The 26,066-nt window shown below is 71.8% G+C and carries 21 protein-coding genes; 9 read left to right on the top strand and 12 right to left on the bottom strand.

Translation table 11 applies throughout. The features are described from left to right. Nucleotides 1-170: 170 nt before the first annotated feature. The 5 genes from ACJ9NR_RS25150 to ACJ9NR_RS25130 all read right to left on the bottom strand — a co-directional run bounded on the left by ACJ9NR_RS25150 (nucleotide 171) and on the right by ACJ9NR_RS25130 (nucleotide 4,823). Nucleotides 171-824, bottom strand: a complete 654-nt coding sequence (locus tag ACJ9NR_RS25150; protein WP_412493188.1) for a hypothetical protein — start codon at nucleotides 822-824, stop codon at nucleotides 171-173. A 90-nt stretch (nucleotides 825-914) separates the two neighbouring features. Then, nucleotides 915-2,390 carry a GntP family permease gene (locus ACJ9NR_RS25145; RefSeq protein ID WP_412493187.1) on the bottom strand — a complete coding sequence of 492 codons (1,476 nt, stop codon included), beginning with the start codon at nucleotides 2,388-2,390 and terminating at the stop codon, nucleotides 915-917. Between the two features lie 156 nt (nucleotides 2,391-2,546). Then, nucleotides 2,547-2,957 carry a RidA family protein gene (locus ACJ9NR_RS25140; RefSeq protein WP_412493186.1) on the bottom strand — a complete coding sequence of 137 codons (411 nt, stop codon included), beginning with the start codon at nucleotides 2,955-2,957 and terminating at the stop codon, nucleotides 2,547-2,549. Between the two features lie 28 nt (nucleotides 2,958-2,985). After that, nucleotides 2,986-3,747 carry an IclR family transcriptional regulator gene (locus tag ACJ9NR_RS25135; protein WP_412493185.1) on the bottom strand — a complete coding sequence of 254 codons (762 nt, stop codon included), beginning with the start codon at nucleotides 3,745-3,747 and terminating at the stop codon, nucleotides 2,986-2,988. Then, the gene (locus tag ACJ9NR_RS25130; RefSeq protein ID WP_412493184.1) at nucleotides 3,744-4,823 is read right to left on the bottom strand and encodes a sugar kinase; all 1,080 of its coding nucleotides are present in this window, start codon (nucleotides 4,821-4,823) and stop codon (nucleotides 3,744-3,746) included. The genes ACJ9NR_RS25135 and ACJ9NR_RS25130 overlap by 4 nt, the downstream gene beginning before the upstream one ends. A 132-nt stretch (nucleotides 4,824-4,955) precedes the next feature. On the opposite strand from ACJ9NR_RS25130, the gene ACJ9NR_RS25125 reads away from it, so the two are divergent. Together ACJ9NR_RS25125 and ACJ9NR_RS25120 are read left to right on the top strand one after the other, a co-directional pair. Further along, complete coding sequence (locus ACJ9NR_RS25125) at nucleotides 4,956-6,221, top strand: amino acid deaminase (protein WP_412493183.1); 1,266 nt, start codon at nucleotides 4,956-4,958, stop codon at nucleotides 6,219-6,221. 30 nt (nucleotides 6,222-6,251) lie between these two features. Further along, nucleotides 6,252-7,883: an N-acyl-D-amino-acid deacylase family protein gene (locus ACJ9NR_RS25120; protein ID WP_412493182.1), complete on the top strand. Its 1,632-nt coding sequence runs from the start codon at nucleotides 6,252-6,254 to the stop codon at nucleotides 7,881-7,883. Nucleotide 7,884: 1 nt separating this feature from the next. Here ACJ9NR_RS25120 and ACJ9NR_RS25115 read toward each other — a convergent pair whose 3' ends face one another. Then, nucleotides 7,885-8,826 carry a trypsin-like serine peptidase gene (locus tag ACJ9NR_RS25115; RefSeq protein ID WP_412493181.1) on the bottom strand — a complete coding sequence of 314 codons (942 nt, stop codon included), beginning with the start codon at nucleotides 8,824-8,826 and terminating at the stop codon, nucleotides 7,885-7,887. 221 nt (nucleotides 8,827-9,047) lie between these two features. Continuing rightward, complete coding sequence (locus ACJ9NR_RS25110; RefSeq protein WP_412493180.1) at nucleotides 9,048-9,743, bottom strand: hypothetical protein; 696 nt, start codon at nucleotides 9,741-9,743, stop codon at nucleotides 9,048-9,050. Nucleotides 9,744-9,868: 125 nt separating this feature from the next. Between ACJ9NR_RS25110 and ACJ9NR_RS25105 the strand changes: the two genes are divergently transcribed. From ACJ9NR_RS25105 to ACJ9NR_RS25095, 3 genes are all read left to right on the top strand, one after another. After that, nucleotides 9,869-11,080 carry a pyridoxal phosphate-dependent aminotransferase gene (locus ACJ9NR_RS25105; RefSeq protein WP_412493179.1) on the top strand — a complete coding sequence of 404 codons (1,212 nt, stop codon included), beginning with the start codon at nucleotides 9,869-9,871 and terminating at the stop codon, nucleotides 11,078-11,080. Between the two features lie 99 nt (nucleotides 11,081-11,179). Then, a complete protein-coding gene (locus ACJ9NR_RS25100) occupies nucleotides 11,180-11,614 on the top strand; it encodes an SCO4983 family protein (RefSeq protein ID WP_412493178.1) in 435 nt (144 codons plus the stop codon). 195 nt (nucleotides 11,615-11,809) lie between these two features. Continuing rightward, on the top strand, nucleotides 11,810-13,018 hold the full coding sequence (locus ACJ9NR_RS25095) for a hypothetical protein (protein ID WP_412493177.1): 1,209 nt from the start codon (nucleotides 11,810-11,812) through the stop codon (nucleotides 13,016-13,018). A gap of 182 nt (nucleotides 13,019-13,200) precedes the next feature. On the opposite strand, the gene ACJ9NR_RS25090 is transcribed toward ACJ9NR_RS25095, so the two are convergent. Further along, nucleotides 13,201-15,024 (bottom strand): phosphoenolpyruvate carboxykinase (GTP), encoded by a 1,824-nt coding sequence (locus ACJ9NR_RS25090; protein ID WP_412493176.1) that lies wholly within the window; start codon nucleotides 15,022-15,024, stop codon nucleotides 13,201-13,203. Between the two features lie 343 nt (nucleotides 15,025-15,367). Here ACJ9NR_RS25090 and trhA point away from each other — a divergent pair, with 343 nt between their 5' ends. From trhA to ACJ9NR_RS25070, 4 genes are all read left to right on the top strand, one after another. Beyond that, complete coding sequence (gene trhA / locus ACJ9NR_RS25085) at nucleotides 15,368-16,114, top strand: PAQR family membrane homeostasis protein TrhA (RefSeq protein WP_412493175.1); 747 nt, start codon at nucleotides 15,368-15,370, stop codon at nucleotides 16,112-16,114. A 176-nt stretch (nucleotides 16,115-16,290) separates the two neighbouring features. Then, entirely contained in the window at nucleotides 16,291-17,856 is a 1,566-nt protein-coding gene (locus tag ACJ9NR_RS25080; RefSeq protein WP_412493174.1) for an MFS transporter, read from the top strand. Between the two features lie 5 nt (nucleotides 17,857-17,861). Then, nucleotides 17,862-18,494: a TetR/AcrR family transcriptional regulator gene (locus ACJ9NR_RS25075; protein WP_491074824.1), complete on the top strand. Its 633-nt coding sequence runs from the start codon at nucleotides 17,862-17,864 to the stop codon at nucleotides 18,492-18,494. Between the two features lie 33 nt (nucleotides 18,495-18,527). Then, complete coding sequence (locus tag ACJ9NR_RS25070) at nucleotides 18,528-19,253, top strand: Mut7-C RNAse domain-containing protein (RefSeq protein ID WP_412493172.1); 726 nt, start codon at nucleotides 18,528-18,530, stop codon at nucleotides 19,251-19,253. Between the two features lie 49 nt (nucleotides 19,254-19,302). On the opposite strand, the gene ACJ9NR_RS25065 is transcribed toward ACJ9NR_RS25070, so the two are convergent. The 4 genes from ACJ9NR_RS25065 to ACJ9NR_RS25050 are packed head-to-tail and all read right to left on the bottom strand — an operon-like array spanning nucleotide 19,303 to nucleotide 25,905. Continuing rightward, nucleotides 19,303-21,795, bottom strand: a complete 2,493-nt coding sequence (locus ACJ9NR_RS25065) for a galactose oxidase early set domain-containing protein (protein ID WP_412493171.1) — start codon at nucleotides 21,793-21,795, stop codon at nucleotides 19,303-19,305. Then, nucleotides 21,792-22,985 (bottom strand): glycosyltransferase, encoded by a 1,194-nt coding sequence (locus tag ACJ9NR_RS25060; protein WP_412493170.1) that lies wholly within the window; start codon nucleotides 22,983-22,985, stop codon nucleotides 21,792-21,794. The genes ACJ9NR_RS25065 and ACJ9NR_RS25060 overlap by 4 nt, the downstream gene beginning before the upstream one ends. Continuing rightward, nucleotides 22,982-24,631: an ArnT family glycosyltransferase gene (locus ACJ9NR_RS25055; RefSeq protein WP_412493169.1), complete on the bottom strand. Its 1,650-nt coding sequence runs from the start codon at nucleotides 24,629-24,631 to the stop codon at nucleotides 22,982-22,984. The genes ACJ9NR_RS25060 and ACJ9NR_RS25055 overlap by 4 nt, the downstream gene beginning before the upstream one ends. Next, nucleotides 24,628-25,905 carry a glycosyltransferase gene (locus ACJ9NR_RS25050; RefSeq protein WP_412493168.1) on the bottom strand — a complete coding sequence of 426 codons (1,278 nt, stop codon included), beginning with the start codon at nucleotides 25,903-25,905 and terminating at the stop codon, nucleotides 24,628-24,630. Before ACJ9NR_RS25050 ends, ACJ9NR_RS25055 begins: the two co-directional genes overlap by 4 nt. Between the last annotated feature and the right edge of the window lie 161 nt (nucleotides 25,906-26,066).

The following is a 26,066-nucleotide window of genomic DNA, read 5'->3' as shown; positions in this document are numbered from 1 at the left end:
GCATATATGCACGCACCGGTCACACCCACGGGTGCATAAATGCCGGAGGCGCCTGCGGAGTTGCGGCCGTGGCTACACTGCGCGGCCGAATGTCCAGTGAGGGCGTCGGGACCCGGCAGGGACGGGACGGGGCGGTGGGAGAGGTACCCCGGCGAGTGGGCGGCGGAGGGTCAGTCGGCGTCCGCGGCCCTGAGGTTCTCGGCGTCGGTGCCTTCGGCGTCGGCGGCCTCGAGGTTCTCGGCGTCCGGGGTCTGCGCATCCTCGTCCGCGGAGTCCTCCTCGGCGCCGTCCTCGAAGTAGGCGTCGAGGACCGCGTCCAGCTCGGACTCCCACTCGCTGAAGCGGGCCCGGGCCGTCGCCTCGATCTCGATCGGGTACCAGCGGCTGTCGGGAGTGTGGACGGTGATGGTGAACCTCTTGCCGAAGCGCGGGGACTCGGTCTCCACGGCCCCGATCTCGTCCCAGTGGAACTCGCACTCCTGGTCGTCCAGGGCCAGTCGTACGCCCCGGTGGTCGGCGACGATCCTCGCGCGGCGGTCGGCGGCCTCGAAGACGGGGCCCTCGGGGGCCTCGTCGCCGCTCCCGGCCGCCTCCTCGTCCCCGGTCCCGTCCTCGGCAGACTGCCGCGCCCCGTCCGTGGACTCACCGGACGCGGGATCCGCGTCGCCGGCCACGCCCTCGGCCCCGGCGCCGTCCGCCTCGGCCTCCTCCGGCTCCTCGGAGACGGGTGGGGTGAGCCCGGGGATGAAGGCCGGGTCGAACCCGGCACCCGTCACGGGCTCCCCCTTCAGGGGCTGGCTGCTCGATCCTATGCGCTGCTCCACAGCGGGCAGTATGGTCGAAGATCCTGTGCCTGACACAGCCGGCCCCGGTTTCGTTATCAGACGCCTACACGTCCGTCCGGGCGGACGTGCCTAGACGAACAGGCTGACCACCGCGGCCACCACGAACCCCGCCACCGACAGCACCGACTCCAGCACCGTCCACGTCTTCAGGGTGTCCCGTTCGCTGATGCCGAAGTACTTCGCGACCATCCAGAAGCCGCCGTCGTTGACGTGCGAGGCGAAGATGGAACCCGCGGAGATGGCCATGATGACCAGGGCGACGAACGCCTGGGAGTGGTGGCCCCCGGCGAGGAGGGGGGCGACGATCCCGGCCGTGGTGACGATGGCGACCGTGGCCGAGCCCTGGGCGACCCGGAGGACCACCGAGATCAGGTAGGAGAGGACCAGCACCGGCAGACCCACGCCGTGGAAGGTGTCCGAGAGGGCCTGGGCGACGCCGCTCGCCTTGAGGACCGCGCCGAAGACTCCGCCCGCGCCGACCACCAGCAGGATGTTGCCGACCGGCTTGAGGGACGCGGTGGAGACGGTCTCCAGGGAGTTGCGGGACCAGCCGCGGCGGATGCCCAGCAGGTAGTAGGCGAGGAGCAGGGCGATCGTCAGGGCCACGAACGGGTGGCCGAAGAACTCGATCGCCGAGCGGCCCGTGGAGGGGTCGAGGGCGATGGAGGAGAAGGTGGCCGCGAGGATCAGGATCAGCGGCGTGCCGATGATGCCGAGGACGACGCCCAGCGACACGGGCTGCTCGCGCGGCCGCAGGCCCTGTTCCCGCTGCTCGTCGACGACCGCCAGCCTGGCCTCCTCGGCGGCCTCGACCATGTCCTGCGGCACGGGCACGAAGATGCGGCGGCCGACCCACGCGGAGAACACCCAGGCGGCCAGCACCGCGGGGATGCCGCAGACGACGCCCATCAGGATGATCCAGCCGAGCTGCACGTGGAGCAGTCCGGCGGCGGCCACCGGCCCCGGGTGCGGGGGCAGGAACGCGTGGGTCATCGACAGGCCCGCGAGCAGCGGCAGGCAGTACAGCAGGATCGACTTGCCGGAGCGTTTGGCGGCGGCGTAGACGATCGGGGCGAGCACGAAGATGCCGACGTCGAAGAAGACGGGGATGCCGAAGATCAGGCCGGTGAGGCCCATGGCCAGCGGTGCCCGCCGTTCGCCGAAGAGGTGCAGCAGCCGGGAGGCCAGCACCTCGGCGCCGCCGCTGACTTCGAGGATGGCGCCGAGCATGGTGCCCAGGCCGATGATGATCGCGACATGGCCGAGGATGCCGCCCATGCCGGACTCGATGGTCGAGACGGCGTCCGACCGCTGGACCGTGCCGAAGAGTTCGGTGACCGACAGCCCGGCCATCAGGCCGACGGCTATGGAGACGGCGAGCAGGGCGACGAAGGGCTGGAGTCTGACCTTGATGATCAGGAAGAGCAGGAGCGCGATACCGAGGGCGGCGACCGTGAGCAGGCCGGCCGTGCCGTCGATCAGGAGAAGCAGACCGCCGGTGTGGGGTGGCGCGACCGGGGTGTCCGCGGCGAGCGAAAGGGACATTAGGGGGTCCTCTGGGTAAGGGCATGGGTCCGGGGGGCTGGAGGTCCGGGGTGTCTCCCGGAGGGCGCAGCCGGGCAGGGGGGATCGCGGCGCGGCGCTCCGGGGTGAGGGGCGCCGCACCGTGCGGACGTACGGGGTGCGGGGTGCGAGCCGGCGTCAGTCCAGTACGGCCAGCGCGTCGATCTCGATGAGGAGCCCGGCGGGCAGACCGACGTAGACCGTCGTGCGCGCGGCGGGCGGCCGGGTGAGGCCCTGCTCCTCGAAGTAGGTGTCGTAGAGGGAGTTCATCTCGGCGAAGTGGTCCACGTCCGTGAGGTAGACGCGGATCATCATCACGTCGTCCCAGCCCGCGCCGCCCTCCTCCAGGATCGCCTTGACGTTGGCGAGGGTCTGGAGGGTCTGCTCACGCAGGGTGGGGCCGGCGGGCGTGGGGGCCCTGCCCTCCTCGGCGGGCAGGAAGCCGACCTGGCCGGCGACCTGCAGGATGTTGCCCTTCCTGACGCCGTGGGAGAACTTCGCGGGCGGGGTGGTGTGCGTCCTGGGGGTGAGCGCGGTCTTCTCGGTCATGCTGTGCCCTTCCTGTACGTCCTGCCGTTCATACGGTGTCCTTCACGGGCGTCCTGCCGGAGTACTCCCCGCTGATCGCGTCCGCCGTGCGGCGCACCAGGGGCAGCAGGGCGAGGAGTTCGTCGGCGGTGACGACGACGTTCGGCGCGGAGACCGACATCGCGGCGACGACCCGGCCGTCGGCGCCGCGGATGGGCGCGCCGACGCAGTTGATGGACTCCTCGTGGCCGCCGAGGTCGGTGGCCCAGCCCTGCTCGCGCACCTTCTCCAACTCCCGCAGGAAAGCGGCGGCGTCGGGGGTGGACCGGGCCGTGTACAGGGGGTAGTCGAGCTTCTCCGCGAGCATGCGGCGCTCGCTCTCGGGGAGGTCGGCGAGCAGCAGCTTCGCCACGGCCGCGACGGTGATCGCCACCGGTTTGCCGATCCGTGAGTACATCCGGACCGGGTAGCGGCTCTCCACCTTGTCGATGTAGAGGACCTCGGACTCCTCGTACACCGCGAGGTGGACGGTGTGCCCGCACTGCTCGTTGAGGCGGACGAGGTGGGGGTGGGCGATCTCGCGGATGTCGAGGTTCTCCATGGCCTCCTGGGCGAGCGCGATGAGGCGGGCGCCGAGGCGGTAGCGCTGGTCGGACTGGCGGTAGACGAGCCCGTGCTCGTGCAGCGTCCGCAGCAGGCGCAGCGCGGTGGACTTGTGCACTCCGAGCCGGTCGGCGACCTGGCCGAGGTCGGCGGGCCCCTCGGCGAGCAGCGGCAGGATGCTGAGCGCGCGGTCGACGGTCTGACTCATGACGTACGTCCCTCCTCGTCGCCCCGGTCGACGGCCTTCGTCCAGCCGGGGCCGAGTCGAAGTGTCTCCCAGGCGGCGTCGTCGAGGGCGGCGAGACGGTCCGCACGGGCGCGGTCCGGGGGCACGGCGAGGTCGCCGGGGACGGTGAGCGCGGCGGCGGCCATGAGGTGCCCGTGCCGCAGCCGGTCGCGGACGGGCAGCCCGCGCAGGGTGGCGGAGAGGAAGCCGGCGGCGAAGGCGTCGCCCGCGCCGATCGTCGCCACCACCTCCACGTCGAGGGCGCGGACGACGGTCGCCGCTGCGGTGGCGTCCATGAGGTTCTCGGTGTTCCTGTCGAACGCGACGGCTCCGCCGCGCCCCTGCTTGACGACCACGGTGGCGGGCTCGGAGAGCTCTTCCCGGATGGCCCGGGCGCCGTGCAGGCCCCACGCCTGGTGCGCCTCGTCCGCCCCCACGAACACGATGTCGGCCCCCCGCGCCAGCTCCAGCAGCACCCGGGCCTCGGCGCCGCCGCGCCACAGCCCCGGCCGGTGGTTCACGTCGAACGACACCAGCGGCCGTCCGGGCCGGGGCGCGGTCAGCTCGCGCATCAGTTCCAGGCAGTCGCCGGACAGCGCCGCCGTGATCCCGGAGAGGTGCAGCACCCGGCCCGCCCGCACCGCCTGGAGATCCGTGTTGGCGACGGACATGGCGGAGGCGGCCGACCCGGCGCGGTAGTACGCCACCTCGTGCGCGTCGGTCGCGCGGTCCCCGGCGGTGCGGAAGTAGACGCCGGTCGGGCGCCGGGGATCGCGGTGCACGGCGCCCACGTCGACGCCGTAGGAGCCGATCGCCTCGACCAGGTGGTCGCCGAACCCGTCGGCGCCGACCCGGCTCACCCAGCGCGCGGAGTGGCCCGCGGCGGCCAGCGTGCAGGCCACGTTGGACTCCGCGCCGCCGATGGCGCGGTCGAAGGAGGGAACGTCGGCGAGGCGCCCGGGTGTGGTGGGCAGGAACGTGACCATGGACTCGCCGAGCGTGACGACGTCGACGGTGCCGCCCGCGTCAGGGGTGTCGCAAGGTCCGGTCGCGGTCACGGTCGTCGGGCTCCTCGGTGTGCGGGCGGGCGGCTTCCGTTGACCGCACGTTGGCCGAGATGTTAGACAGCGCTGAGCGATATACGCAATGAGCGTTGCATCACCTGCAATGCTGCTGATCAGGGAGGTTCCATGGGTACGGATGCCCTCGCCCGCCTCGCCGAGGAACGCGTCAACCACCGTTTCAAGGGCCTCCCGCCGGACGCGGACGGGCTGACCGTCGGCGAACTGGCCGCCCAGCGCCGCAACCTCTTCACCGGCGGCTTCGCCACGCCCGTCCTCGCCCTGTCGGCGGAGCGCCTGGAGCACAACCTCGCGCTCATGGAGACCTACGCGGCCCGCCACGGTCTCGCCTTCGCCCCGCACGGCAAGACCTCGATGGCGCCGCAGCTGTTCCGGCGGCAGATCGAGCGCGGCGCCTGGGGCATCACCCTCGCCGTCCCCCACCAGGTGCGCGTGGCACGGCGGTTCGGCGTCGAGCGGGTCTTCCTGGCCAACGAGCTCGTGGACGCCGCGGCCCTGAAGTGGATCTCCGCCGAGCTCGACGCCGACCCCGGCTTCCGCTTCGTCTGCTACGTCGACTCCGTGCGCGGCGTGGAGCTGATGGACGCGGCGCTGCGGGGCGCCTCGCGCCCGCTGGACGTCGTCGTGGAGCTGGGCGCCGGCGAGGGCGCGCGGACCGGCGCCCGCACGGAGGCGGAGTGCACGGCCGTGGCGGACGCGGTGGCCGGCACCCGCACGCTCCGGCTCGTGGGCGTCGCGGGCTACGAGGGCGAGGTGCCGCGGGCCGACCCGGAGCGGGTGCGGGCGTGGCTGCGGCGGCTGGTCGCGCTCGCCGCGGGCTTCGACGCGGCGGGGCGGTTCGCGGGCCTGGAGGAGATCGTCGTCAGCGCGGGCGGCAGCGCCTGGTTCGACGCGGTGGCCGACGTGTTCGCCGGGATCCCGGAACTGTCCGCCCCCGTACTGAGGTTGCTGCGCTCGGGCGCCTACGTCTCGCACGACGACGGCCACTACCGCGAGGTGACGCCGTTCAACCGGGTTCCCGAGGAGGGCGCCCTGGAGCCGGCGTTCCGGCTGTGGGCGCAGGTGGTCTCCCGGCCCTCGGCGGGGCAGGCGTTCGCCAACGCGGGCAAGCGGGACGCGGCGCACGACCTGGACCTCCCCTTCGCCCAGGTCGTGCGCGCGGGCGGCGCCGAGCGCCCGGCGGCCGGCATCACGGTGACCGGCCTGTCCGACCAGCACACCTGGCTGCGCACGGATGACGAGGCGGAGCTGGAGGTCGGAGACTGGGTGGGGATGGGCCTGTCGCACCCGTGCACGTCGTTCGACAAGTGGCAGCTGATCCCGCTGGCCGAGGCGGACGGCACGGTCGTCGACTACGTCCGCACGTTCTTCTAGAGGCAGCAGGCCGAGGCAGCAGGAGGAGTCGTGGAGCAGCTCGTCATCCGGGACGCGGACGTGGTGGACGGCAGCGGCGAGCCGTCCTACCGCGCGGACGTGGTGGTCGACCGCGGCCGGATCGTGTCCATCGTCAAGGAGGCCGCGGCGGCGGGCTGCCAGCGTCCGAAGGCCATGCGGGAGCTGGACGCCGAGGGGCTGGTCCTCTCCCCCGGCTTCATCGACATGCACGCCCACAGCGACCTGGCGCTGCTGCGCGACCCGGACCACAGCGCCAAGGCCGCGCAGGGGGTCACCCTGGAGGTGCTGGGCCAGGACGGGCTGTCGTACGCCCCGGTCGACGACCGCACGCTCGCCGAGGTGCGCCGGGCCATCACCGGCTGGAACGGGTACGGCGACGACATCGACTTCGACTGGCGCTCGGTGGGCGGGTACCTGGACCGGCTGGACCGCGGGATCGCCGTCAACGCCGCGTACCTGGTCCCCCAGGGCACGGTCCGGATGCTCGTCATGGGCTGGGAGGACCGCCCGGCGACGCCCGAGGAGCTGGACCGCATGCGGCGGTTGGTGGCCGAGGGCCTCGAGCAGGGCGCGGTCGGCATGTCGTCCGGGCTGACCTACACGCCCGGCATGTACGCCGAGGACGCCGAACTGACCGAGCTGTGCCGGGTGGTGGCGTCGTACGGCGGCTACTACTGCCCGCACCACCGGTCCTACGGGGCCGGCGCGCTGCAGGCGTACGCGGAGATGGTCGAGCTGGCCCGGCAGGCGGGCTGCCCGCTCCATCTGGCGCACGCCACCATGAACTTCGGCGTCAACGAGGGCCGCGCGCCCGAGCTGCTGTCGCTCCTGGACGAGGCGCTGGCGGCCGGGGCCGACCTCAGCCTGGACAGCTATCCCTACACGCCGGGCTGCACCACCCTCGTGGCGCTGCTGCCGAGCTGGGCGGGCGAGGGCGGCCCGGAGGCGGTCCTGAAGCGGCTCGCGGACGAGGAGACGGCCGCGCGGATCCGGCACGACCTGGAGGTCACCGGCTCGGACGGCTGCCACGGCGTGCCGGTCGACTGGGACACGATCGAGATCTCGGGCGTGAGCGACCCGGGGCTCGGCGGCTTCGTCGGCCGGACCGTGCGGGAGTCGGCGGACCTGCGCGGCGAGTCCCCCTGGGCCACGGCCCGCCGCCTGCTGGTCGAGGACCGGCTGGGCCCGACGATCCTGCAGCACGTGGGCCACGAGGAGAACGTGCGGGCGATCATGCGCCACCGCGTCCACACCGGCGGCTCGGACGGCATCCTCCAGGGAGCGAAGCCGCACCCCCGCGCCTACGGCACCTTCCCGCGGTATCTCGGCCACTACGTGCGGGAGTCGGGCGTGCTGTCGCTGGAGGAGTGCGTCGCGCACCTCACCTCCCGGCCCGCCGCCCGGCTGCGGCTGCCGGACCGGGGCCTGGTCCGCGAGGGCTACCGGGCCGACCTGGTCCTGTTCGACCCGCGGACGGTGGCGGCGGGGGCGACGTACGAGAATCCGCGCGAACGCCCGACGGGCATTCCGCACGTCCTGGTCGACGGGCGGTTCGTGATCGAGGACGGGCGGCGCACGGACGTGCTGGCGGGGCGGGCGGTCCGTCGCAGTCCCGTGCGACGGAACGCCGGCCGCGGCTGAGCTACGGCTTGGGCAGGACGCAGCCGGGGGCGCTCAGGTCGAGCCTGTTGCCGGCGGTGAAGCAGGCGGGGATCTGGTAGGTCTCCTCGGCGTAGTTGATGGCCTCGTGGACGGTCACGTTGCCGTTCTCGTCGACCTCGCAGGGGTTGTTCTCGGTGCAGCGCCGGCCGTCCTCGTTGCCGGTGTTGTTGACGGCGACGACCTTGCCGGTGGCGTCGTCGATCACGGGCGAGCCCGAGGTGCCGCCGATTGTCTGGCAGGCGGAGGTGTAGCGGACCGAGTCCTTCCAGGTCCAGTCGCCCTCCTTGAGGCGGTAGACGAACCCGTCGACGGAGCAGGCGTACGTCCGCCTCCAGTAGCCGGAGACGACCGTGATGGCGGTGCCGGCGGTGGGGTGCGTGTTCTGCACGGTGAGCGGGCTGATGCCGTACGAGCTCCTGATCGCGGCGTAGGTGGTCGTCAGGCGGTAGATCGTGACGTCGGTGTCGGTCATGGTCGAGTAGACGACCTGGTCGGCCCGGAGCGTGGCGATCTTCCTGCCGGAGGAGTTCAGCAGGCCGAAGGCACGGCTGGAGGACTGGCCGGTGATGACCTCGCCGGGCTCCGGGAAGCCGGTCTCCAGGCAGTGGCCGTTGGTCATGACGAGCGCCGGGTCGCTCTCCGCGGAGTCGGGGAAGCGGACGACGGAACCGGAGCAGTTGCTCAGTGAGACGGTGCCGGCGAAGCCGACGGCCTTGACGGCGGGCGCGGGGGCGGCCTTGACGGCGGGCGCGGGGGCGGCCTTGACGGCGGGCGCGGGGGCGGCCTTGACGGCGGGCGCGGGGGCGGCCTTGACGGCGGGCGCGGGGGCGCTTTCGGTGGACACCGGGGCCGCGACCGCTGGTGCCGCGCCGGCCCCGGCTATCACCAGGGCGAAGAGCGCGGCGCCGAGAGGCTTCTTCATGTGGGGGTCCTCTCCTGCGACTTGGGCGGCCGGAGATCTTCCGGCCGCCCACAGTTTTGACATGTGCATTGTGAGGGTGGGGGCATGGCGGGGCAAGGAGGCGTTTCGGACCCGGGAGCCCCGAGGGCCCGGCGGGCCGCTCCCGCCGGGCCGCACGGGCCACCGGGGAGAAGGGGAGCGGAGGAGGGAAAAGGAGAGGAGGGCCCGGCAGGCCCGGGCCGTCAGAGCCCCTTGCCGCCGCCCCGCCCGTGGCCGGGCTTGTCGCCGGAGTTGCCCCGCCCCGGGACGCCGCTCGTCGCGGTGGGACTCGAGGCAGGCGCGGTGCTCGCGGAGGACGACGCGCTCGGCGCCGGCGTGCGGCCGCCGTCCGTCGCCGCCGAGCCGGGCGCCGACGCGCTCGCCGGCGCCGCGCCGGACGGCTCCCCGCCGCCCGAGGACACCCGGGCACCCGGGGAGGACCCGGCGGACGACGCCGGGTCCGTCGGTGCGGAGTCCGGGGCCGTCGGCCCCGTGTGCTCACTCTTGTCGCCCGTCCCGCCCGACGACGACCCCGAGAGGGAGAATCCGGCGATCACGGCCGTCAGGGCCGCCGCCCCCACTGCTCCGGCGACGACCGCCGCCCGCGGTGCGCGCCGGCCACCGCGCCCGTGCCGGGAGTGCCTGCGCCGGCCGCCGCGCTGGGGCTCCACCGCCCCGTCGCGCGCCGCCCGGTCCGCGAGCCGCGGCAGCTCGGCCGTCTCGTCGTAGGCGTTGTCCCGCCAGCCGTGCGCCGCCGCCGGGTCCGTGTACTCCTCGTAAGCGGGGGCCGACACGGGCCGCGGGTGGTACACGTTCGGCGGGTTCTGCGGTTCACCCCCCGGGAGGTACGCGGTATCCACCCCGTACGTCCCCTTCTCGCGCTCGGCCGGTCCGGACATGGCAGCGAATTGTAGGGACGGGTGGGACCCCCGTGACAGTTACCGCGGATAACAGCCCAAACGCCACGTCTCACGTGGCGGAAAACACGGCCCGGGACGCGTGGACGGGCCGTAAGCTCCCAGACATGCAGGTGATCCAGTCGACCAAGCTCGCCAACGTCTGTTACGAGATCCGGGGCCCGGTGCTCGAGGAGGCGATGCGGCTGGAGGCGGCCGGTCACCGCATCCTCAAGCTCAACACCGGCAACCCGGCGGCGTTCGGCTTCGAGTGCCCGCCCGAGATCCTGGAGGACATCCTCCGCAACGTCTCCTCGGCGCACGGCTACGGCGACGCCAAGGGCCTGCTGGCCGCACGCCGCGCGGTCGTCATGCACAACCAGACCCTCGGCATCGAGACGGACGTCGAGCACGTCTTCGTCGGCAACGGCGTCTCGGAGCTGATCGTGATGGCCATGCAGGGCCTGCTCGACGACGGCGACGAGGTCCTCGTACCGTCGCCGGACTACCCGCTGTGGACCGCCGCCGTCTCGCTCTCCGGCGGCACGGCCGTGCACTACCGCTGCGACGAGCAGTCCGACTGGATGCCCGACCTCGCGGACGTCGAGCGCAAGGTCACCGACCGCACCAAGGCCCTCGTCATCATCAACCCCAACAACCCCACGGGGGCGGTCTACGACGAGGCGATGCTCAAGGGGCTCACCGACATCGCCCGCCGGCACAACCTGCTGGTCTGCTCGGACGAGATCTACGACAAGATCCTCTACGACGGCGCCACCCACACCCCGACCGCGAAGGTCGCCCCGGACCTGCTGACCCTCACCTTCAACGGCATGTCCAAGGCGTACCGGGTGGCCGGCTACCGGGTCGGCTGGATGTCGATCTCCGGCCCGCGGGCGCACGCGGACTCCTACATCGAGGGCCTGACGATCCTCGCCAACATGCGCCTGTGCGCCAACATGCCGGGACAGCACGGGGTGGTCGCCGCGCTGAGCGGACGCCAGACGATCGACGACCTGGTCCTGCCGGGCGGCCGGCTGAAGGAGCAGCTGGACACCGCCTACGAGCTGCTCACGCAGATCCCGGGCGTGACCTGCGTCCGGCCGAAGGGCGCGCTGTACCTCTTCCCGCGCCTGGACCCCAAGGTCTTCAAGATCAGGGACGACCGGCAGCTGGTCCTGGACCTGCTGCGGCGCGAGAAGATCATGGTCGTGCAGGGCACCGGGTTCAACTGGCCCGAGCCCGACCACTTCCGGGTCGTGACCCTGCCGACGGTCGGGGACCTGCGTGACGCGATCACCCGGATCGGCACCTTCCTGGACGGCTACGGCCAGCCCTGACGCTCACGGGGCGTACCCGGAGCGGCCTGTTTTGTGAACAGCTCAACTTTAGACGGAATCCAAGCTAGGATGGTTTCCTGCCAGCACAGGAGGCCCTCCATGTACGAACCGATCCGCACCCCTCCTTCCCGCACGGGGCCTGTCCACGGCACGACGGCCGGCACCACTCCCGACTTCCCCCACCGGTCCCGCGAGGAGGAGCTGGACATCCAGCTCGCCGGACACCTCGCGGCGCTGCTCGCCGTCACCGACGAGCTGCGCGGCGCCTCCCCGTCCGCGGACCTGGACCTCGCGGCCGAGCGGCTCACCGCGCAGGTGGCCCGGCTGCGGGGAGGACACCCGCCGGTCCGCGCGGCCGCCGGCCGGGCCGCCGAGGCCGAACCCACGACCCTGCACCGGCGGGCGCACGCCCTGGCCGGGCGCGCACTCGTCGTCGCGGCGTCCCGCGCCGACACCGCGGCGGCGATCCTCGCCGCCCAGCAGATGGACGCGCACGCGGCGGCCCTGGAGCCCCGCGAACTCGCGTCGCACTGAGCCCCTGGAGGGCTCCCCCGGACGGCCCCGGTCCGCGTGCACCCGCAGAGACGCGCGGACCGGGCGCCATGTAACCGGCTCGTTCCGGCCGGCAGCGCGGGGGCGGGCCGCCCCGGACCGGCGGCGATGTGTACGTTGGCCGAAGATCCGCGTCACGCCTCGTGACGCCGGCCACGGCTGGGGGAAAACGAACACATGGCACGCGTCGCCGTCATCACCGCGCCCAACATCGGCTACCGCAACACCGGGATGCTCACCGTCGACCTGGCCCTGGAGTCCCTGCTGCGGCGCACGGGCGCCGGGATCGACCCGACCTGGTACACCCTGCACGTGCCGGAGACCGTGCCGCTGCGCCCGGCCGCCCGGATCACCGGCTTCCCCTTCCGCTTCCGTTCCCTGCCCGAGCACCTCGACGAACTGCGCGACCACGACGCGGTCGTCTTCTGGGGCGACTTCCTGCACACGCGGCACTACCTGGCGCAGGACGCCACCAACCGCCTGCTGGACTTCGGCCTCGCCGGGGACCGCGACGCCGCCCGCGCCCTGCTGAACCGGACCCTGCTGCTCGCGGACCAGCCGGACGAGGTCCTCGCCCGGACCCTCAGCTACGGGGGCACGATCCTGCACAACTCCCAGTCCGACTACGAGGACAAGGAGTTCGGCCCGCTCTTCTCCCGCCTGATGACGCGCAGCCACCGGGTCTGGATGCGCGACCCGCTGTCGGCGGCCAAGGTCGCGCTGCTGCGCGGGGACCGTACGAACGAGTACTTCGCCTCGGACGCGGCCCTGCTGTCCCGGCCGGGCGACCTGGACCACCTCCCGGCGACCCGGTGGTCCGAGGACGTGCCGGACGGCGGGGCGATCGGGGTGTTCCTCGGCGCCCGTACGAAGATCCCCGACTGGCTGCCCGCCTTCTGCGAGGGCCTCTCCGAACGCTTCGGCGCCCCGCTGGAATGGCTGCCGTGGTTCGACCGGGACGTCCCCGCCCCGGTCGGCCACCTCGCGCCCCGGCCGGGCGGGCACACCGTCGGCGACCTGGTGCGGGTCCTGCCCCGCTACCGGCTGGTCATCACCGACACCTACCACCTGTGCGTCAACGCCTGGGGCGCCGGCACCCCGGCGGTGTGCGTGGGCGCGCCCGAACCCGTGCCGCGCACCCATGACGACTACTGGACGCTGAGCGAGGTGAAGAAGCACGTGTTCCACCTCGCCTACGACGCGGCGGACTTCTACCTGTCCACGCTGCCGGACACCCCGGAGGCCCACGACCGCCGCGCCGACCTGATCGTCCGGCTCGTGGAGGGGGGCGGCGCGGAGTCCGTCGTCCACCGGCTGCGCACCCACGCCGACCGCTCGGCGGCCTCGTTCACCGGGACGCTCGCCGCGCTGGTGGCCGGCCGGTAGCGGCGGAAAAGGACGAAGGCCCGTTGCCGCCTCTCCCGTCGGGGCGGACGGGAGCGCGACAACGGGCCCGGACCCCGCACGCCGTTGTGCGGAGCCTCGCCGGCGGTCACCGCGGCCGGCCGTGACGATCACTGGTCAGGGCACATCCGTGCCGGCCGCGGAGCTTTCCTCGGGGAGCGGGGTCAGCCCAGGCGCCGCACCAGCGCGCGGTACTGGTCCCACAGCTCCTTCGGGGTGTGGTCGCCGAAGGTGTTGAGGTGCTCGGGGACCAGGGCGGCCTCCTCGCGCCAGACCTCCTTGTCGACCGTGAGCAGGAAGTCCAGGTCGGAGTCGGACAGGTCGAGACCGTTCGTGTCGAGGGCCTGCCTGGTCGGCAGGATGCCGATCGGCGTCTCGACGCCCTCGGCCCTGCCGTCGAGGCGCTCGACGATCCACTTCAGGACGCGGCCGTTCTCGCCGAAGCCGGGCCAGACGAACTTGCCCTCGTCGTTCTTGCGGAACCAGTTGACGTAGTAGATCCGGGGCAGCTTGGACTGGTCCTTGTCCTTGGCGACGTCGACCCAGTGGCCCATGTAGTCGCCCATGTTGTAGCCGCAGAACGGCAGCATGGCGAAGGGGTCGCGGCGCAGCTCGCCGACCTTGCCCTCGGCGGCGGCGGTCTTCTCGGAGGCGACGTTGGCGCCGAGGAAGACGCCGTGGTTCCAGTCGAAGGACTCCGTCACCAGCGGGACCGCGGTGGCGCGGCGGCCGCCGAAGAGGATCGCCGAGATCGGCACCCCCTTGGGGTCCTCCCACTCGGGCGCGATGATCGGGCACTGCGCGGCGGGGGTGGTGAAGCGGGCGTTGGGGTGCGCGGCCGGGGTCCCGGACTCCGGCGTCCAGTCGTTGCCCTTCCAGTCCGTCAGGTGGGCGGGAGTCTCCTCCGTCATCCCCTCCCACCACACGTCGCCGTCGTCGGTGAGGGCGACGTTGGTGAAGACCGAGTTGCCCCACAGCGTCTTCATGGCGTTGGCGTTGGTGTGCTCGCCGGTGCCGGGCGCGACGCCGAAGAAGCCCGCCTCGGGGTTGATGGCGTAGAGGCGGCCGTCCTCGCCGAAGCGCATCCAGGCGATGTCGTCGCCGATCGTCTCGACCGTCCAGCCGGAGATCGTGGGTTCCAGCATGGCGAGGTTGGTCTTGCCGCAGGCGGACGGGAACGCCGCGGCGACGTACTTCGACTCGCCCTGCGGCGGGGTGAGTTTCAGGATCAGCATGTGCTCGGCCAGCCAGCCCTCGTCACGGGCCATGACCGAGGCGATGCGCAGGGCGTAGCACTTCTTGCCGAGCAGGGCGTTGCCGCCGTAGCCGGAGCCGTAGGACCAGATCTCGCGGTCCTCGGGGAAGTGCGAGATGTACTTGGTGGGGTTGCACGGCCACGGCACGTCCTGCTCGCCCTCCGCGAGCGGGGCGCCGAGGGTGTGGACGGCCCTGACGAAGAAGCCGTCGGAGCCGAGCTCCTCCAGGACCGGCTGCCCCATGCGCGTCATCGTGCGCATGGACACCGCGACGTACGCGGAGTCGGTGATCTCGACGCCGATCGCGGAGAGGTCGGAGCCGAGGGGGCCCATGCAGAACGGGACGACGTACATCGTCCGGCCCTTCATCGAGCCGCGGAAGACGCCCTTCTCCCCCTGGAAGATCTCCCGCATCTCCGCGGGCGCCTTCCAGTGGTTGGTCGGGCCCGCGTCCTCCTCCTTCTCGGAGCAGATGAACGTCCGGTCCTCGACGCGCGCGACGTCGGAGGGGTCGGAGGCCGCGTAGTACGAGTTGGGGCGCTTGATCGGGTCGAGCTTCTTGAAGGTGCCCTTCTCGACGAGCTCCTCGCACAGTCGCTCGTACTCGGCCTCGGATCCGTCACACCAGACCACGCTGTCCGGCTGGGTCAGTTCGGCGATCTCGTTGACCCACGAGATCAGTTCCTTGTGGTTGGTGGGAACGACGGGGGGAGCCGCCTTGTCGCGCGCCACGATTGCTCCTAAATGAGGGATTTGTTGATTTTGGAGGCCCCGTGGGGGCTGCGACCCGGATGCTGCACGGCTGAACCTTCAGCGCTCATCCGGTGCCGACCGCACTCATTTGATCATCCGACGCGAGTGCCCATATGTCCAGAGGGCCTCACAGGTGAGCGAAGTGGGGATCGTCACGTGTCATCCGCGCACAGCGCGTTTATTTGCGTGCACCTAGGGTGCGGGTGACCGTTCCTTTGCGCGGTGCCGCCATGGTCGAGCGCCGTGAGAGGATGGCCACTCCTGACCGGTTCTCAGGGCGCACTCATCCGAAACTTACGGTTCCGTAGGTACGATGCCGGGCATGACAGCGCCCGTCCCCGACGCGCCCTCGGACACGCCGGCCGCCGGCCGCGGTTCCGACGGGCCCTCCCTACCGCACCAGATCAAGCAGCACGCGCAGCAGTTCGCCGAGCCGATCAAGCCGAAGCTCCGGGGCTGGCTGCACCTGGGCATGTTCCCGGCCGTCCTCGTCGCGGGCCTGGCGCTCACCGCCCTCGCCAGCTCGACCCGGGGACGCGTCGCCTGCGGGATCTACGCCCTCACGGCCTGCCTGCTGTTCGGCGTGAGCGCGCTGTACCACCGGGGCAACTGGAGCCCGCGGATGGACGGCATCCTGCGCCGCCTCGATCACGCCAACATCTTCCTGATCATCGCGGGCACCTACACCCCCCTGACCATGCTGCTCCTGCCCGGCGCCAAGGGGCAGTGGCTGCTGTGGGGGATCTGGGGCGCGGCCCTCGCGGGCATCGCCTTCCGCGTCTTCTGGGTCGGCGCCCCGCGCTGGCTCTACACCCCCTGCTACATCGCGATGGGCTGGGCCGCCGTCTTCTTCCTGCCCGACTTCATGCACGCGGGCGGCATCGCGGTGCTGGTCCTGGTGATCACCGGCGGCGTCCTGTACAGCGCGGGTGGTGTGATCTACGGCATAAAGCGGCCGAACCCGTCCCCGCGCTGGTTCGGCTTCCACGAGGTCTTCCACTCCTTCACGCTCGCCGCCTTCGTCGTCCACTACGTGGGCATCTCCCTGGTGGCGTACCAGCACGGATAGCACCTCTCGAACACCCCGGGGCCACGGCTTGCGAGCCGTGGCCCTTTTGCGTGCCGGCCGAGCACGCAGGCCGCCCGGCACGGCCTGAGACCGCGGGACGCGCCGATCACCCATGCCTCGTCATGCATGCCACACTCGATTGACAGCTCCTACATTTTGAGAGTTACTATCATTTCATGGCTACTGTCACTCATCCGGACGGGACGCGGCGGGACCCCCGCCGCTGGTGGGCCCTCGGCGCCCTGGTCGCGAGCATGCTCACGCTCGGCTTCGACATGACGATCCTCAACGTCGCCCTGCCCACCATGGCCGCCGAACTCGGCGCCACGACCGGCCAGCAGCAGTGGATGGCGGACGCGTACGTCGTCGTCTTCGCCGCCCTGATGCTCCCGGCCGGCCTCCTCGGCGACCGGTTCGGGCGCCGGAGGATGCTGATCACCGGGCTCGGCGTCTTCCTGGCCGGCTCGCTCGCGGGCGCCCTCGCCGGGAACGTCGACTGGGTCATCGCGGCCCGGGCCTTCATGGGCGTCGGCGCCGCCCTGGTCACCCCGCTCGCCCTGTCCGTGCTGCCCTCGCTGTTCGGTGACGACGAGCGCACCAAGGCCGTCGGCGTCATCTCCGCCGCCTCCGCGCTCGGCCTGCCCCTCGGCCCGATCATCGGCGGCTGGCTGCTGAACCACTTCTGGTGGGGCTCGGTCTTCCTGGTCAACGTCCCGATGGCGGCCATCGGCATCGCCGCCTGCGTGCTGCTGCTCCCCGAGACTCGCGACCTCGCCTCCCCGAAGGTCGACCTGCTGTCCACCGCGCTCACCGCGACCGGCCTCGGCGCCCTCGTCTACGCGATCATCGAGGCGCCCGGGCGCGGCTGGGGCGACACCCTGGTCCTGGCGATGTTCGCCACGGCCGCGGTGCTGCTGACCACGCTGGTGCTGCGCGAGCGGCGGGTGGCGCGCCCCATGCTCGACATGACGCTGCTCGGCCGGCGCGGCTTCCTGTTCAACACGCTCGCCGCGACCCTGGTGATGTTCGTGCTGTCGGGTCTGCTGTTCGTGCTGCCCCCGTACCTGCAGGCCGTCCTCGGCCACGACGCCCTCGGCACCGGGCTGCGCCTGCTGCCGATGATGGGCGGCCTGCTGATCGCGGCACGGGGCGCGCAGCCGGTGGTCGCGCGGTTCGGGGCCCGTGCCGTGGTGAGCGCCGGCCTGGTGGTGCTGGCCTTCGCCGCGCTGCTCGGCAGCCGGACCACGACCGGCTCCGGCTACGGCTTCATCGCCCTGTGGCTGTCGATCACCGGTGTCGGCTTCGGTTTCTCGGTCGTGCCCGCGATGGACGGCGCCCTCGGCACCCTCCCCCGCGACCGGGCCGGCAGCGGCTCCGGCCTGCTCATGACGCTGCGCCAGGTCGGCGCCGCCATCGGCATCGCGCTGCTCGGCAGCCTGCTCGACGGCATCTTCCGCGACCGGCTCGACGTCACGGGTCTGCCCGCGCGGGCCGCCGACACCGCCGGCGACTCGGTGGTCGCGGCGCACCTGATCGCCGGCCGGGCGCACTCGGCCCACCTCGCGGCCTCCGCGGACAGCGCCTACGTCCACGGCATGGGTGTCGTCCTGCTGGTGTGCGGCGTGGCCGCCCTGGTCTCGGCGCTGCTGGCGGCGGCCTTCCTGCCGAGGCCGGCCCCCGCGGACAGCACGCCGGACACCGGACCCGACATGGTCGCGCCCGCGGCGGATGCCCGACAATGAGCCCCATGACGGCCGCACGCTCCCCCCTCTCCCCCGCCGACCGCCCCCGACCGGGACTGCGTGAACGCAAGAAGATCAAGACCCGCGAGGCGATCCGCGCCGCGACGTACACCCTGATCGAGGAGCAGGGATACGACGCCACGACGATCGAGCAGATCGCCGAGCGGGCCGAGGTGTCGCCGTCGACCGTCTTCCGCTACTTCCCGACCAAGGAGGACATCGTCCTCACGGACGAGTACGACCCGCTGATGCTCCAGGAGCTGCGGGCCCGGCCCGCCGGCGAGCCGTGGATCGAATCACTGCGGCACATCATCCACAAGGCCCTCGAACTGGCCGAGCGGGAGAGCCCCGAGATGCTGCGCATGCGGGCGCACCTCGGGGTCCAGGTCCCCGCGGTCCGCTCCCGGATGTTCGAGAGCATGTCGGAGACCGCGTCCCTGCTGCGCGGGGCCGTCGCCGAGCGCTTCGGCATCGATCCGGACGGCCTGGAGACCCGCGTGTACGCCATGTCCCTGATCGGCGGCCTGATGGAGGTCTCCATGTACTGGGCGGAGACCGGCTTCGAGGACGACCTCGCGGAGCTGATGGACCGCACCCTGGACGTCCTGGGCCGCGGCCTGTCCGTGGACAACCCCTGAGCCGGGCGGCCCCACCCGTGACATCCTGACCGGGTGAACGGTCCCGAGATCAGCGTCGAGTTCGCCCCCGGCCTGGCCCTGTTCGTCCCCAGCGAGCGCCGCGGCGGCGCCAGTGCCGTCACCACCGACGGCGTCTCGTCCCTGGGCCATGTCGTCGAGTCGACCGGCGTCCCGCTGACCGAGGTCGGCACCCTGCGGGTCAACGGCCACGAGGTGCCGGTGTCGTACGTCCCCCGGGCCGACGACGTCGTCGAGGTCCGGCCCGTCGAGCGGCCCCAGCGGGTGCCGGGCGCCCCGCTCCGCTTCCTCCTCGACGTCCATCTCGGCACCCTCGCCCGCCGGCTGCGCCTGCTCGGCGTCGACACGGCCTACGAGTCGACGGACATCGGCGACCCCGCCCTCGCCGCCCGCTCGGCCGCCGAGCGGCGCGTCATGCTCAGCCGCGACCGGGGTCTGCTGCGCCGCCGCGAACTGTGGGCCGGCGCCTACGTCTACAGCACCCGCCCCGAGGACCAGCTCCGCGACGTCCTCGACCGCTTCCGGCCCGAGCTGCGGCCCTGGACCCGGTGCACCGCGTGCAACGGCCTGCTGAGGGAGGCCACCAAGGAGGAGGTGGCGGACCAGCTCCAGGGCGGCACACACCGCACGTACGACGTCTTCGCCCAGTGCCGGGCCTGCGGTCGCGCCTACTGGAAGGGCGCGCACCACGAACAGCTGGAGGCCATCGTGGAGCGCGCCCTGGCGGAGTTCGCGGGCTGAAGGGCCGCAGCCGGCGAACGGCCGTGCCACGGCGCCTTCGGCGACGTGCTCAGCGCCGCGCCCGCACATCACCCTTTCCGCAGGCGACCCCGTCCCTGTTGCGGTCCAGGCCGAGCGGGTCGTCCTGGCCGTTGACCTTCAGCCGGCCGTAGTCGTTCGCCTTCAGCCAGGCGCAGCGGGCCGCCGCCGTCTTCCTCACCCCGGACGGGAAGACGGTCGGGACGCACACCCCGGCGTACCCGTAGTGCCGGTCGCAGCCCGAGAGCGTCGGGCTCAGCCGCTGCGCGGTCCGCTTCTTGCCGGCCTTGTGCACCCTGCCGGACAGCTTGTCGGCGAAGGAGTGGATCTGCGGGTCGGGCGAGCCGCCGGAGGCAGCGGTGGAGGTGGCCGTGGAGGTGGCCGTGGACATGGTCATCGGCATCGCCATGCCACCGCCGGACAGGGCGTCGGGCCCCGTCAGATGCACCCACTTGGCCAGCGACGGCGCGCCGTTGGCGTCGACCGCGAAGAGCATGTACCAGCCGGGCGGGGCGAGGTCGGGGTTGCTCGTCACGTTCAGGTCGACATTGTCGCCGTCCACCGACAGCGGCAGGTCCACGAACCGCTGGTTGGGGTCGGAGGAGTGCGTCACCGCCGCCGGACGGATCAGCTCCGCCTTGACGATGGGGTGGTCGACCGTGATGCGCTGGGTGTCGCCGTACTTCCACTCGGTGTCGATCAGCGAGGTGATCGTCGGACGTTCGCCCTTGAGCAGATACGGCGGGGTGTAGATCGACACGTTGTGGTTCCAGGTGCCGTTGCCGGGGTTGTCGCCGGTCGCCATCACCCGGCCGTCCGGCAGCAGGAACGCGGAGGAGTGGTAGCCGCGCTTCTCGGGGTCGGCGGCCACCGGGTCGAACGTGGAGGTCCCCGGGTCGAACATGGAGGCCTCGTAGACGGGATCGGCGCGGTTGTGCAGCCCGCCTCCGGTCTCCAGCACCTTGCCGTCGGGCAGCAGGACGGCGGAGACGTACATCTTGCCCTGCTCGCCGGTCTCGGCCACCGGGCCGTTACCCAGGTCCACCGTGCCCTGCGGGATCTTCGGGCCCGCGACGTAGGCCGGGTCGGGCTGCTTGAGGTCGATGATGTCGGTCAGCCGGTTCGCGTCCGGGTTGGAGTCGATGTTGCCGCCGCCGATGGTGAGGACCCGCTGGTCCTGGGCCGGGGGCAGCAGGACGCTCGCGGACTGGTCGCGCTCGTCCTTGCTCTGCAGCCCCGGGATCTCGGTGACGGTGTTGGCGCCGATGTCGTAGACCGCCGAGCCGGTGCCGGAGGTGCCGTTGCCGAAGACGTGGCTGCCGGTGTAGAAGAGGCGGCCGTCCTGCATCAGCACCATCGACGGGTACAGGCCCCAGAACGACCAGGTCTGGTTGACCTGCGACAGCGGCAGCCACTGGTTCTGGGCGTAGGAGAAGCGCTCGTTGGTCACCGAACCGGTGGAGTCCTCGCGCAGCCCGCCGAAGGTCATCACGTCACCGTTGCCGAGTTCGGTGGCGGAGGGGTACCAGTGGCCGTCGTTGAGGTCGTTGGTCCTGGTGTACGTCTCGGTGTCGGGGTCGAAGACGTAGGAGTCCTTGAATCCCTCGTAGCCGTGCGAGCCGTCCGCCGCGGGGTAGGCCTTGTTGCCGCTCAGCACGAGCACCCTGCCGTCCGGCAGCTGGACGTGGCCGCCGCAGAACATGTCGACCGGCGTCGGGATCACCTTGTAGGTGCCGTCGGCCGGGTTGTACACGGCGGAGGTGAAGGTGCCCGCCTTGAACAGGTTCTCGTCGTTGCCGGACCCGGCGATCAGCAGCACCTTGCCGTTCTTGAGGACGACGGAGTGCATGGAGCGCACCGGGTTCTTGGTGGGCAGCACCTCCCAGCGGCCGTCGGCGCACTCCTGCGCGGTGGCGGTGCAGGTGGCGGGCGGCACCGGCGCGGTCACCTGCTGCATGGTGTAGTCGTCGGTGGTCGCCGAGCCCGTGCCGTAGACGGAGACCCCCCAGGTGATCTGGTCGGTGCCCGCGGGGACCTCGGGGGTGCGGACCGTGGCCTGGGCCCAGTCCGCGCTCATGTCGAGGGTCTTGAGGTCGGTCCAGTACTGCCAGCCGGCGGTGGCGTCGTGCCGGAACAGGGTGATGTTCGCGTCCGGCGTCGTCGTCTTGTACCAGAGCGACAGGTCGTACTGCCTGCCCGCGGTGACCACCGGCGCGCAGTCCGCGGACTCGGTGATCATCGCCTTGCGGTCGCCGTCGACCCGGCGGGTCAGCGACACCTTCATGGCGTTCGACCCGCTGTGGGCGTCGCTCGTCGTCTCGAAGGTGAAGTCGTTGTCGCCCCAGCCGGACTTCTCCCAGCAGTACGGCATGCCGTCGCCGCCGGCCGTCTCGAAGCCGGGGTTCTTCACGAGATTGGCGGCCTCGGCGGGCTGGGGCACGGTCAGCAGCAGACCGGCGGTCAGGGCTCCCACCCCGACCAGCGCCGTTCTCCTGCGGTGTTTGGTGACACTCTTTCTCTTCACACGGCTCTCCTTGCTGCGGTGCTCCGCCCGCGCCCCCTGCGCGGGAGGTAGACCAGCGCTTCCGTTCCCACGAAGCGCAGGACGAAGGTCGTCACCAGCGCGAGCGCGGTGGCGTCGAGCGCGCCCATGCCGAACCGGTGCACGAACAGCGCGATCAGCGGGATGCGCAGGACCAGGTCGGTGTTGGCGAGCAGCGCGAACCGGCCCGCGCGGTCCCACCCGTGGCGGTGCCGGCGGCGGTCGCGGAACAGCAGGTGCTCGATGAGGACGAAGTTCCAGGCCACGCCGAACTGGTTGGCGAGGATCTCGGCGGGGACGTAGTGCATACCGGCCCCGGTCAGCGCCCACAGCCCGAGCAGGTTGGGCAGGAATCCGCTCGCGCCGATCAGACCGAAGGCGACCATGCGGGCGATCGGTGCGGCGGTGCGCAGGCCGACCAGGTGGCGCAGGAAGCGCAGGCCCTCCTGCGCGCTCGACTTGGACTCGCCCGCGAACCGGTCCAGGAAGACGAACGGCACCTCGGTGACCCGGCGGGGCCGGCTGCGGACCGCCAGCTCCAGCAGGATCTTGTAGCCGAGGGGCTTGAGGACCTCGGCCTCGATGTGGCTGCGCCGGATCGCGAAGAAGCCGCTCATCGGGTCGCTGATCCCGCGCAGCCTGCGCGGGAAGAGGCACTTGGTCAGCCAGGTCGCGCCGCGTGAGACCGCCACGCGGTAGCTGCCCGCCAGGCCGGCCCGGCTGCCGCCCTTGATGTAGCGGGAGGCGACGACGAGTCCGGCGTTCGCGCGCTCACCGGTGGCCACCAGCTCCGGCACCAGGGACGGCGGGTGCTGGCAGTCGCCGTCCATGACGACGATCCAGTCCGAGGCGGCCGCGCGCATGCCCTCGACGACCGCGCCGCCGAGCCCGCCGACCGGTTCCTCGCGGTGCAGCACGGTGACCGCGAAGGGGCAGTCCGCTGCGGCCTCGTGGATGACCCGGGGGGTGTCGTCGGTGGAGTCGTCCACGAAGACGACCTCGCAGGGCAGCCGGGCCGGCACCGACTCGGTGATCTGCCGCAGCAGCCGGCGGATGTTCGCGGACTCGTTGTACGTCGGTACGACGATGGTGACGGCGCCGGGCTCGGCGACCTCCGCGCCCTGTACGGCGGGGTCGTTGAGTCCGTGCGGGGCGGTGTACTCGTGGGTCATCGGGTGCCTCCGTCAGCGGTGCCGGCCGTCTGGATCCGCCGGATCTCGATCCGGTCCCCTCCGGCGCCGAACGTGGCGACCGGGGTCGAGTGCTCGATGGCGGCCGCCACGTGCGGCAGGTTCACCGCGTCGCGGCGCACCGTCGGGGAGGCGACCACGTAGTCCAGGTCCTTCCAGCCGTGCGGCATCGTCCTGGTCACGGCCGGGTCGAGGTCGGCCTTGTAGAACCAGATGACGCCGAGCCCGGGCCGGTAGCCGGCGTGCGCCAGGTCCAGCCAGAGCGCGTCGTCGACGAGCACACGGGTGTGCCCCGGGTCCGCGACCCGGGTGGTCAGCCAGGTGGAGGCGGCCCGGTAGGGGGCGTTGGCGTCCGCGGTGACCGCGGTGCGGTCGCCGTCGTACCACCTGGGGACCACGTACGTGCCGGCGGCGATCGCGAGGACGGCCGCGAGGGCGTAGCGGCCGCCGGTCCGCCAGGCCCGCTCGTCGGGGCCGCGCCACCTGCGCGCCACCGTGTGCGCGACGGAGGCGACGCCCCCGGCCAGGACGAGGGCGAGGAAGGGCAGCGCCTGGATGACGTACATCGCGGGCAGATAGCCGTTGGGGCGCAGGGCCAGCGCGGTGAGGATCGCGACCGTGAGGGCGGGCCCGGCCAGGGAGCGGGCCGTGACCGACCAGCGCCAGGTGAGCACCAGCAGCAGCGCGCCGGCGAGGCCGCCCAGCGGCAGGACGCGGTCGTAGTAGAGCCACGAGTGCAGGACGCCGTACGAGCCCGAGCCCTGGTCGAGGATGAAGCCCGAACCGGGCCTGGTCAGCTGGTACCTGATGCCGTCCCAGAGCGAGACGTGTCCGCCGCCGGGGAACAGCTCGCCCTTGAGCAGGGCGAAGAGGGGATAGCTGAAGCCGATCAGCGCGCAGGCCGTGACGGCACCGGTCACCGCGAACTTGCGGGTGTCGCGGTGGCTGTGGCGCCACATGGTGACGAGCAGCGCGGGCAGGACGACGAGCATCGTCTCCTTGGTGAGCACGGCGGTCGCGGCGGCGAGGCCCGCGCCGAAGTGGTGCCAGAGATGACGGCTCGGGGACGCGGCGAGGGTGAAGGCGAGCAGCGTCCACATCACCGCGAGGTTGTCCAGGAAGATCTCGCGCTGGAGCACCACCGAGAGCGGCGAGAGGCCGAACAGTCCCATCGCGAGCCCGGCGGCCCAGCGGGGCAGCGAGAGGCGGCGGGCGAGGACGTACACGAGGACCGCGCTGACCGCCGAGACGAGCAGCATCACGAGGCGCATGGTGCCGACGGTCATCGAGGAGGGGCTGAGCCGCGACGGGATCCAGGTGAGCAGGGCTATCTGGATCCAGCCGAGGGGCGGGTGGTCGTACCAGTAGGTGTAGTGGGCCAGGCCCCTGCCCTGCTGCACGGCCCAGGCCTGGGCGAGGTAGGTGCCCTCGTCGTCGCTGAGCGTCGGGTAGTCGGCGATGTTCCAGCCCTGCACCAGGAGGATCGCCACGAGGAGCGCGCCGCACAGCAGGAGGTCGGGAGGCGAGGAACGCAGGCGCCGGGGCGGGCCCGCCGGACCGGCCGCGGGCACGGGCTGCCGCTGCGCGGGGACCTTCGGACGGGTCGCCGCGGGAAGGATGGAGGTCACGCGGGGACGTCCTCTCGGAGGTCTCGGTTCGCTTCGGCTTGCGTGAGGTGGGCGCCGACGTGGCTGGTCAGCTCCCAGTCGCTGCGGCCGCGCTGCTCACGCCAGACGGCGCGCATCGCGGCACCCGCGAGGAGGAGCTGATAGAAGGGGCCGCCGACGATCAGCTTGAGGTAGTGGACGAAGCGGACGCGCAGCCCGTACTGCTTGCCGAAGTCGTGCAGTCCGACGACCTCGAAGACGAAGGTGACGGCGGCGGTGACCAGCGGCAGGAAGGTGAGGAAGGCGATCCCGACCGGCACGTCCAGGAAGAGCGCGACCGCCGCGTTGAGCGGGATGACGACACCCGAGAAGGCCTGCAGGAACGGCGTCATGAGCGTGTAGCGGGCGAGCAGCCGCTGCCCGAGGCCCGGCAGCTGCCGCCAGTCCTTCTTCCGGTAGACCTGCAGGAAGCCCTGGTTCCAGCGGGTGCGCTGCTTGAGCAGCGACATCAGCGAGCCCGGGGTCTCCTCGCGCGTCACCATGTCGGAGTCGTAGGCGACGACGACCTTCTTGCCGACGCTGGAGAGCCGGACGCCCAGGTCGCAGTCCTCGGCGAGGCAGTCGGGGTCCCAGCCGGCGGCCTGCCGCAGCACGTCCGTGCGGACGAACACGGTGTTGCCGCCGAGCGGGATGAAGCCCTTCTGCGCGTGCAGGTGCAGCCGGGAGCGGAACCAGAAGAAGTACTCCAGGCAGTTGCGCAGGGAGTACCAGCTGGAGTGGAAGTTGATGAGCTGCACGCCGCCCTGGACGACGTCCGCGCCGGTGGTGCGGAAGGCGTGGTCGACGTGGGCGAGGAGCTCGGGATGGACCTGGTCCTCGGCGTCGAAGACCCCGACGACGTCACCGCGGCAGTGCGGCAGCGCCGTGTTCATGGCCTTCGGCTTGTTCTTCTTCTCGTGGCTGTCGACGACGACGCGCACGCGCGGGTCCTTCCCGGCCGCCTTCTCGGCGACGGCCGCGGTCCCGGGGTCGTCGTGCCCCACGATGACGATGATCTCGAAGTCGGTGTGCGTGGACTCCAGCAGCCGCTGGATCGTGTGGTCGAGCACGGCCTGTTCGTGCCGGGCCGGCAGCAGCAGCGAGAACGCGACGTGCTCGTCCCCGTCCGGTCTGCTGAAACGGGTGGAGGCGAGCACTTCGGGCGTGCGCCACGCGTGCATCTGCCACCACAGGGTGAAGGCCGCCATCCAGAACAAGGCCAGTGAGACGGCAGCGATGAAGACGGACGTCAGCAACAGATCCCCCCAGATCCCCAATGTCCCCCGGACGCGACCAGGAGTTACATCTGTCGCGTCATCGTGGAGACATTAGGGGGATCCTGTGAAAAACGCAGGCAAGATCGATGAAGAGCGCGTTTCAGCTCACCACTGCCCGAGGGTGATCATTTGCGGCGACC

The organism is Streptomyces sediminimaris (assembly GCF_047049295.1).
GTDB classification, from domain to species: Bacteria; Actinomycetota; Actinomycetes; order Streptomycetales; family Streptomycetaceae; genus Streptomyces; species Streptomyces sediminimaris.
This window is presented reverse-complemented; position numbering and strand designations above follow the sequence as displayed.

Excerpts from the sequence above, each read along its gene's own strand:
- ACJ9NR_RS25145 (WP_412493187.1), bottom strand. The coding sequence starts at position 2,390 with ATGTCCCTTTCGCTCGCCGCGGACACCCCGGTCGCGCCACCCCACACC.
- ACJ9NR_RS25140 (WP_412493186.1), bottom strand. The coding sequence starts at position 2,957 with ATGACCGAGAAGACCGCGCTCACCCCCAGGACGCACACCACCCCGCCC.
- ACJ9NR_RS25135 (WP_412493185.1), bottom strand. The coding sequence starts at position 3,747 with ATGAGTCAGACCGTCGACCGCGCGCTCAGCATCCTGCCGCTGCTCGCC.
- ACJ9NR_RS25125 (WP_412493183.1), top strand. The coding sequence starts at position 4,956 with ATGGGTACGGATGCCCTCGCCCGCCTCGCCGAGGAACGCGTCAACCAC.
- ACJ9NR_RS25115 (WP_412493181.1), bottom strand. The coding sequence starts at position 8,826 with ATGAAGAAGCCTCTCGGCGCCGCGCTCTTCGCCCTGGTGATAGCCGGG.
- ACJ9NR_RS25110 (WP_412493180.1), bottom strand. The coding sequence starts at position 9,743 with ATGTCCGGACCGGCCGAGCGCGAGAAGGGGACGTACGGGGTGGATACC.
- ACJ9NR_RS25105 (WP_412493179.1), top strand. The coding sequence starts at position 9,869 with ATGCAGGTGATCCAGTCGACCAAGCTCGCCAACGTCTGTTACGAGATC.
- ACJ9NR_RS25100 (WP_412493178.1), top strand. The coding sequence starts at position 11,180 with ATGTACGAACCGATCCGCACCCCTCCTTCCCGCACGGGGCCTGTCCAC.
- ACJ9NR_RS25095 (WP_412493177.1), top strand. The coding sequence starts at position 11,810 with ATGGCACGCGTCGCCGTCATCACCGCGCCCAACATCGGCTACCGCAAC.
- trhA (WP_412493175.1), top strand. The coding sequence starts at position 15,368 with ATGACAGCGCCCGTCCCCGACGCGCCCTCGGACACGCCGGCCGCCGGC.
- ACJ9NR_RS25080 (WP_412493174.1), top strand. The coding sequence starts at position 16,291 with ATGGCTACTGTCACTCATCCGGACGGGACGCGGCGGGACCCCCGCCGC.
- ACJ9NR_RS25075 (WP_491074824.1), top strand. The coding sequence starts at position 17,862 with ATGACGGCCGCACGCTCCCCCCTCTCCCCCGCCGACCGCCCCCGACCG.
- ACJ9NR_RS25060 (WP_412493170.1), bottom strand. The coding sequence starts at position 22,985 with ATGACCCACGAGTACACCGCCCCGCACGGACTCAACGACCCCGCCGTA.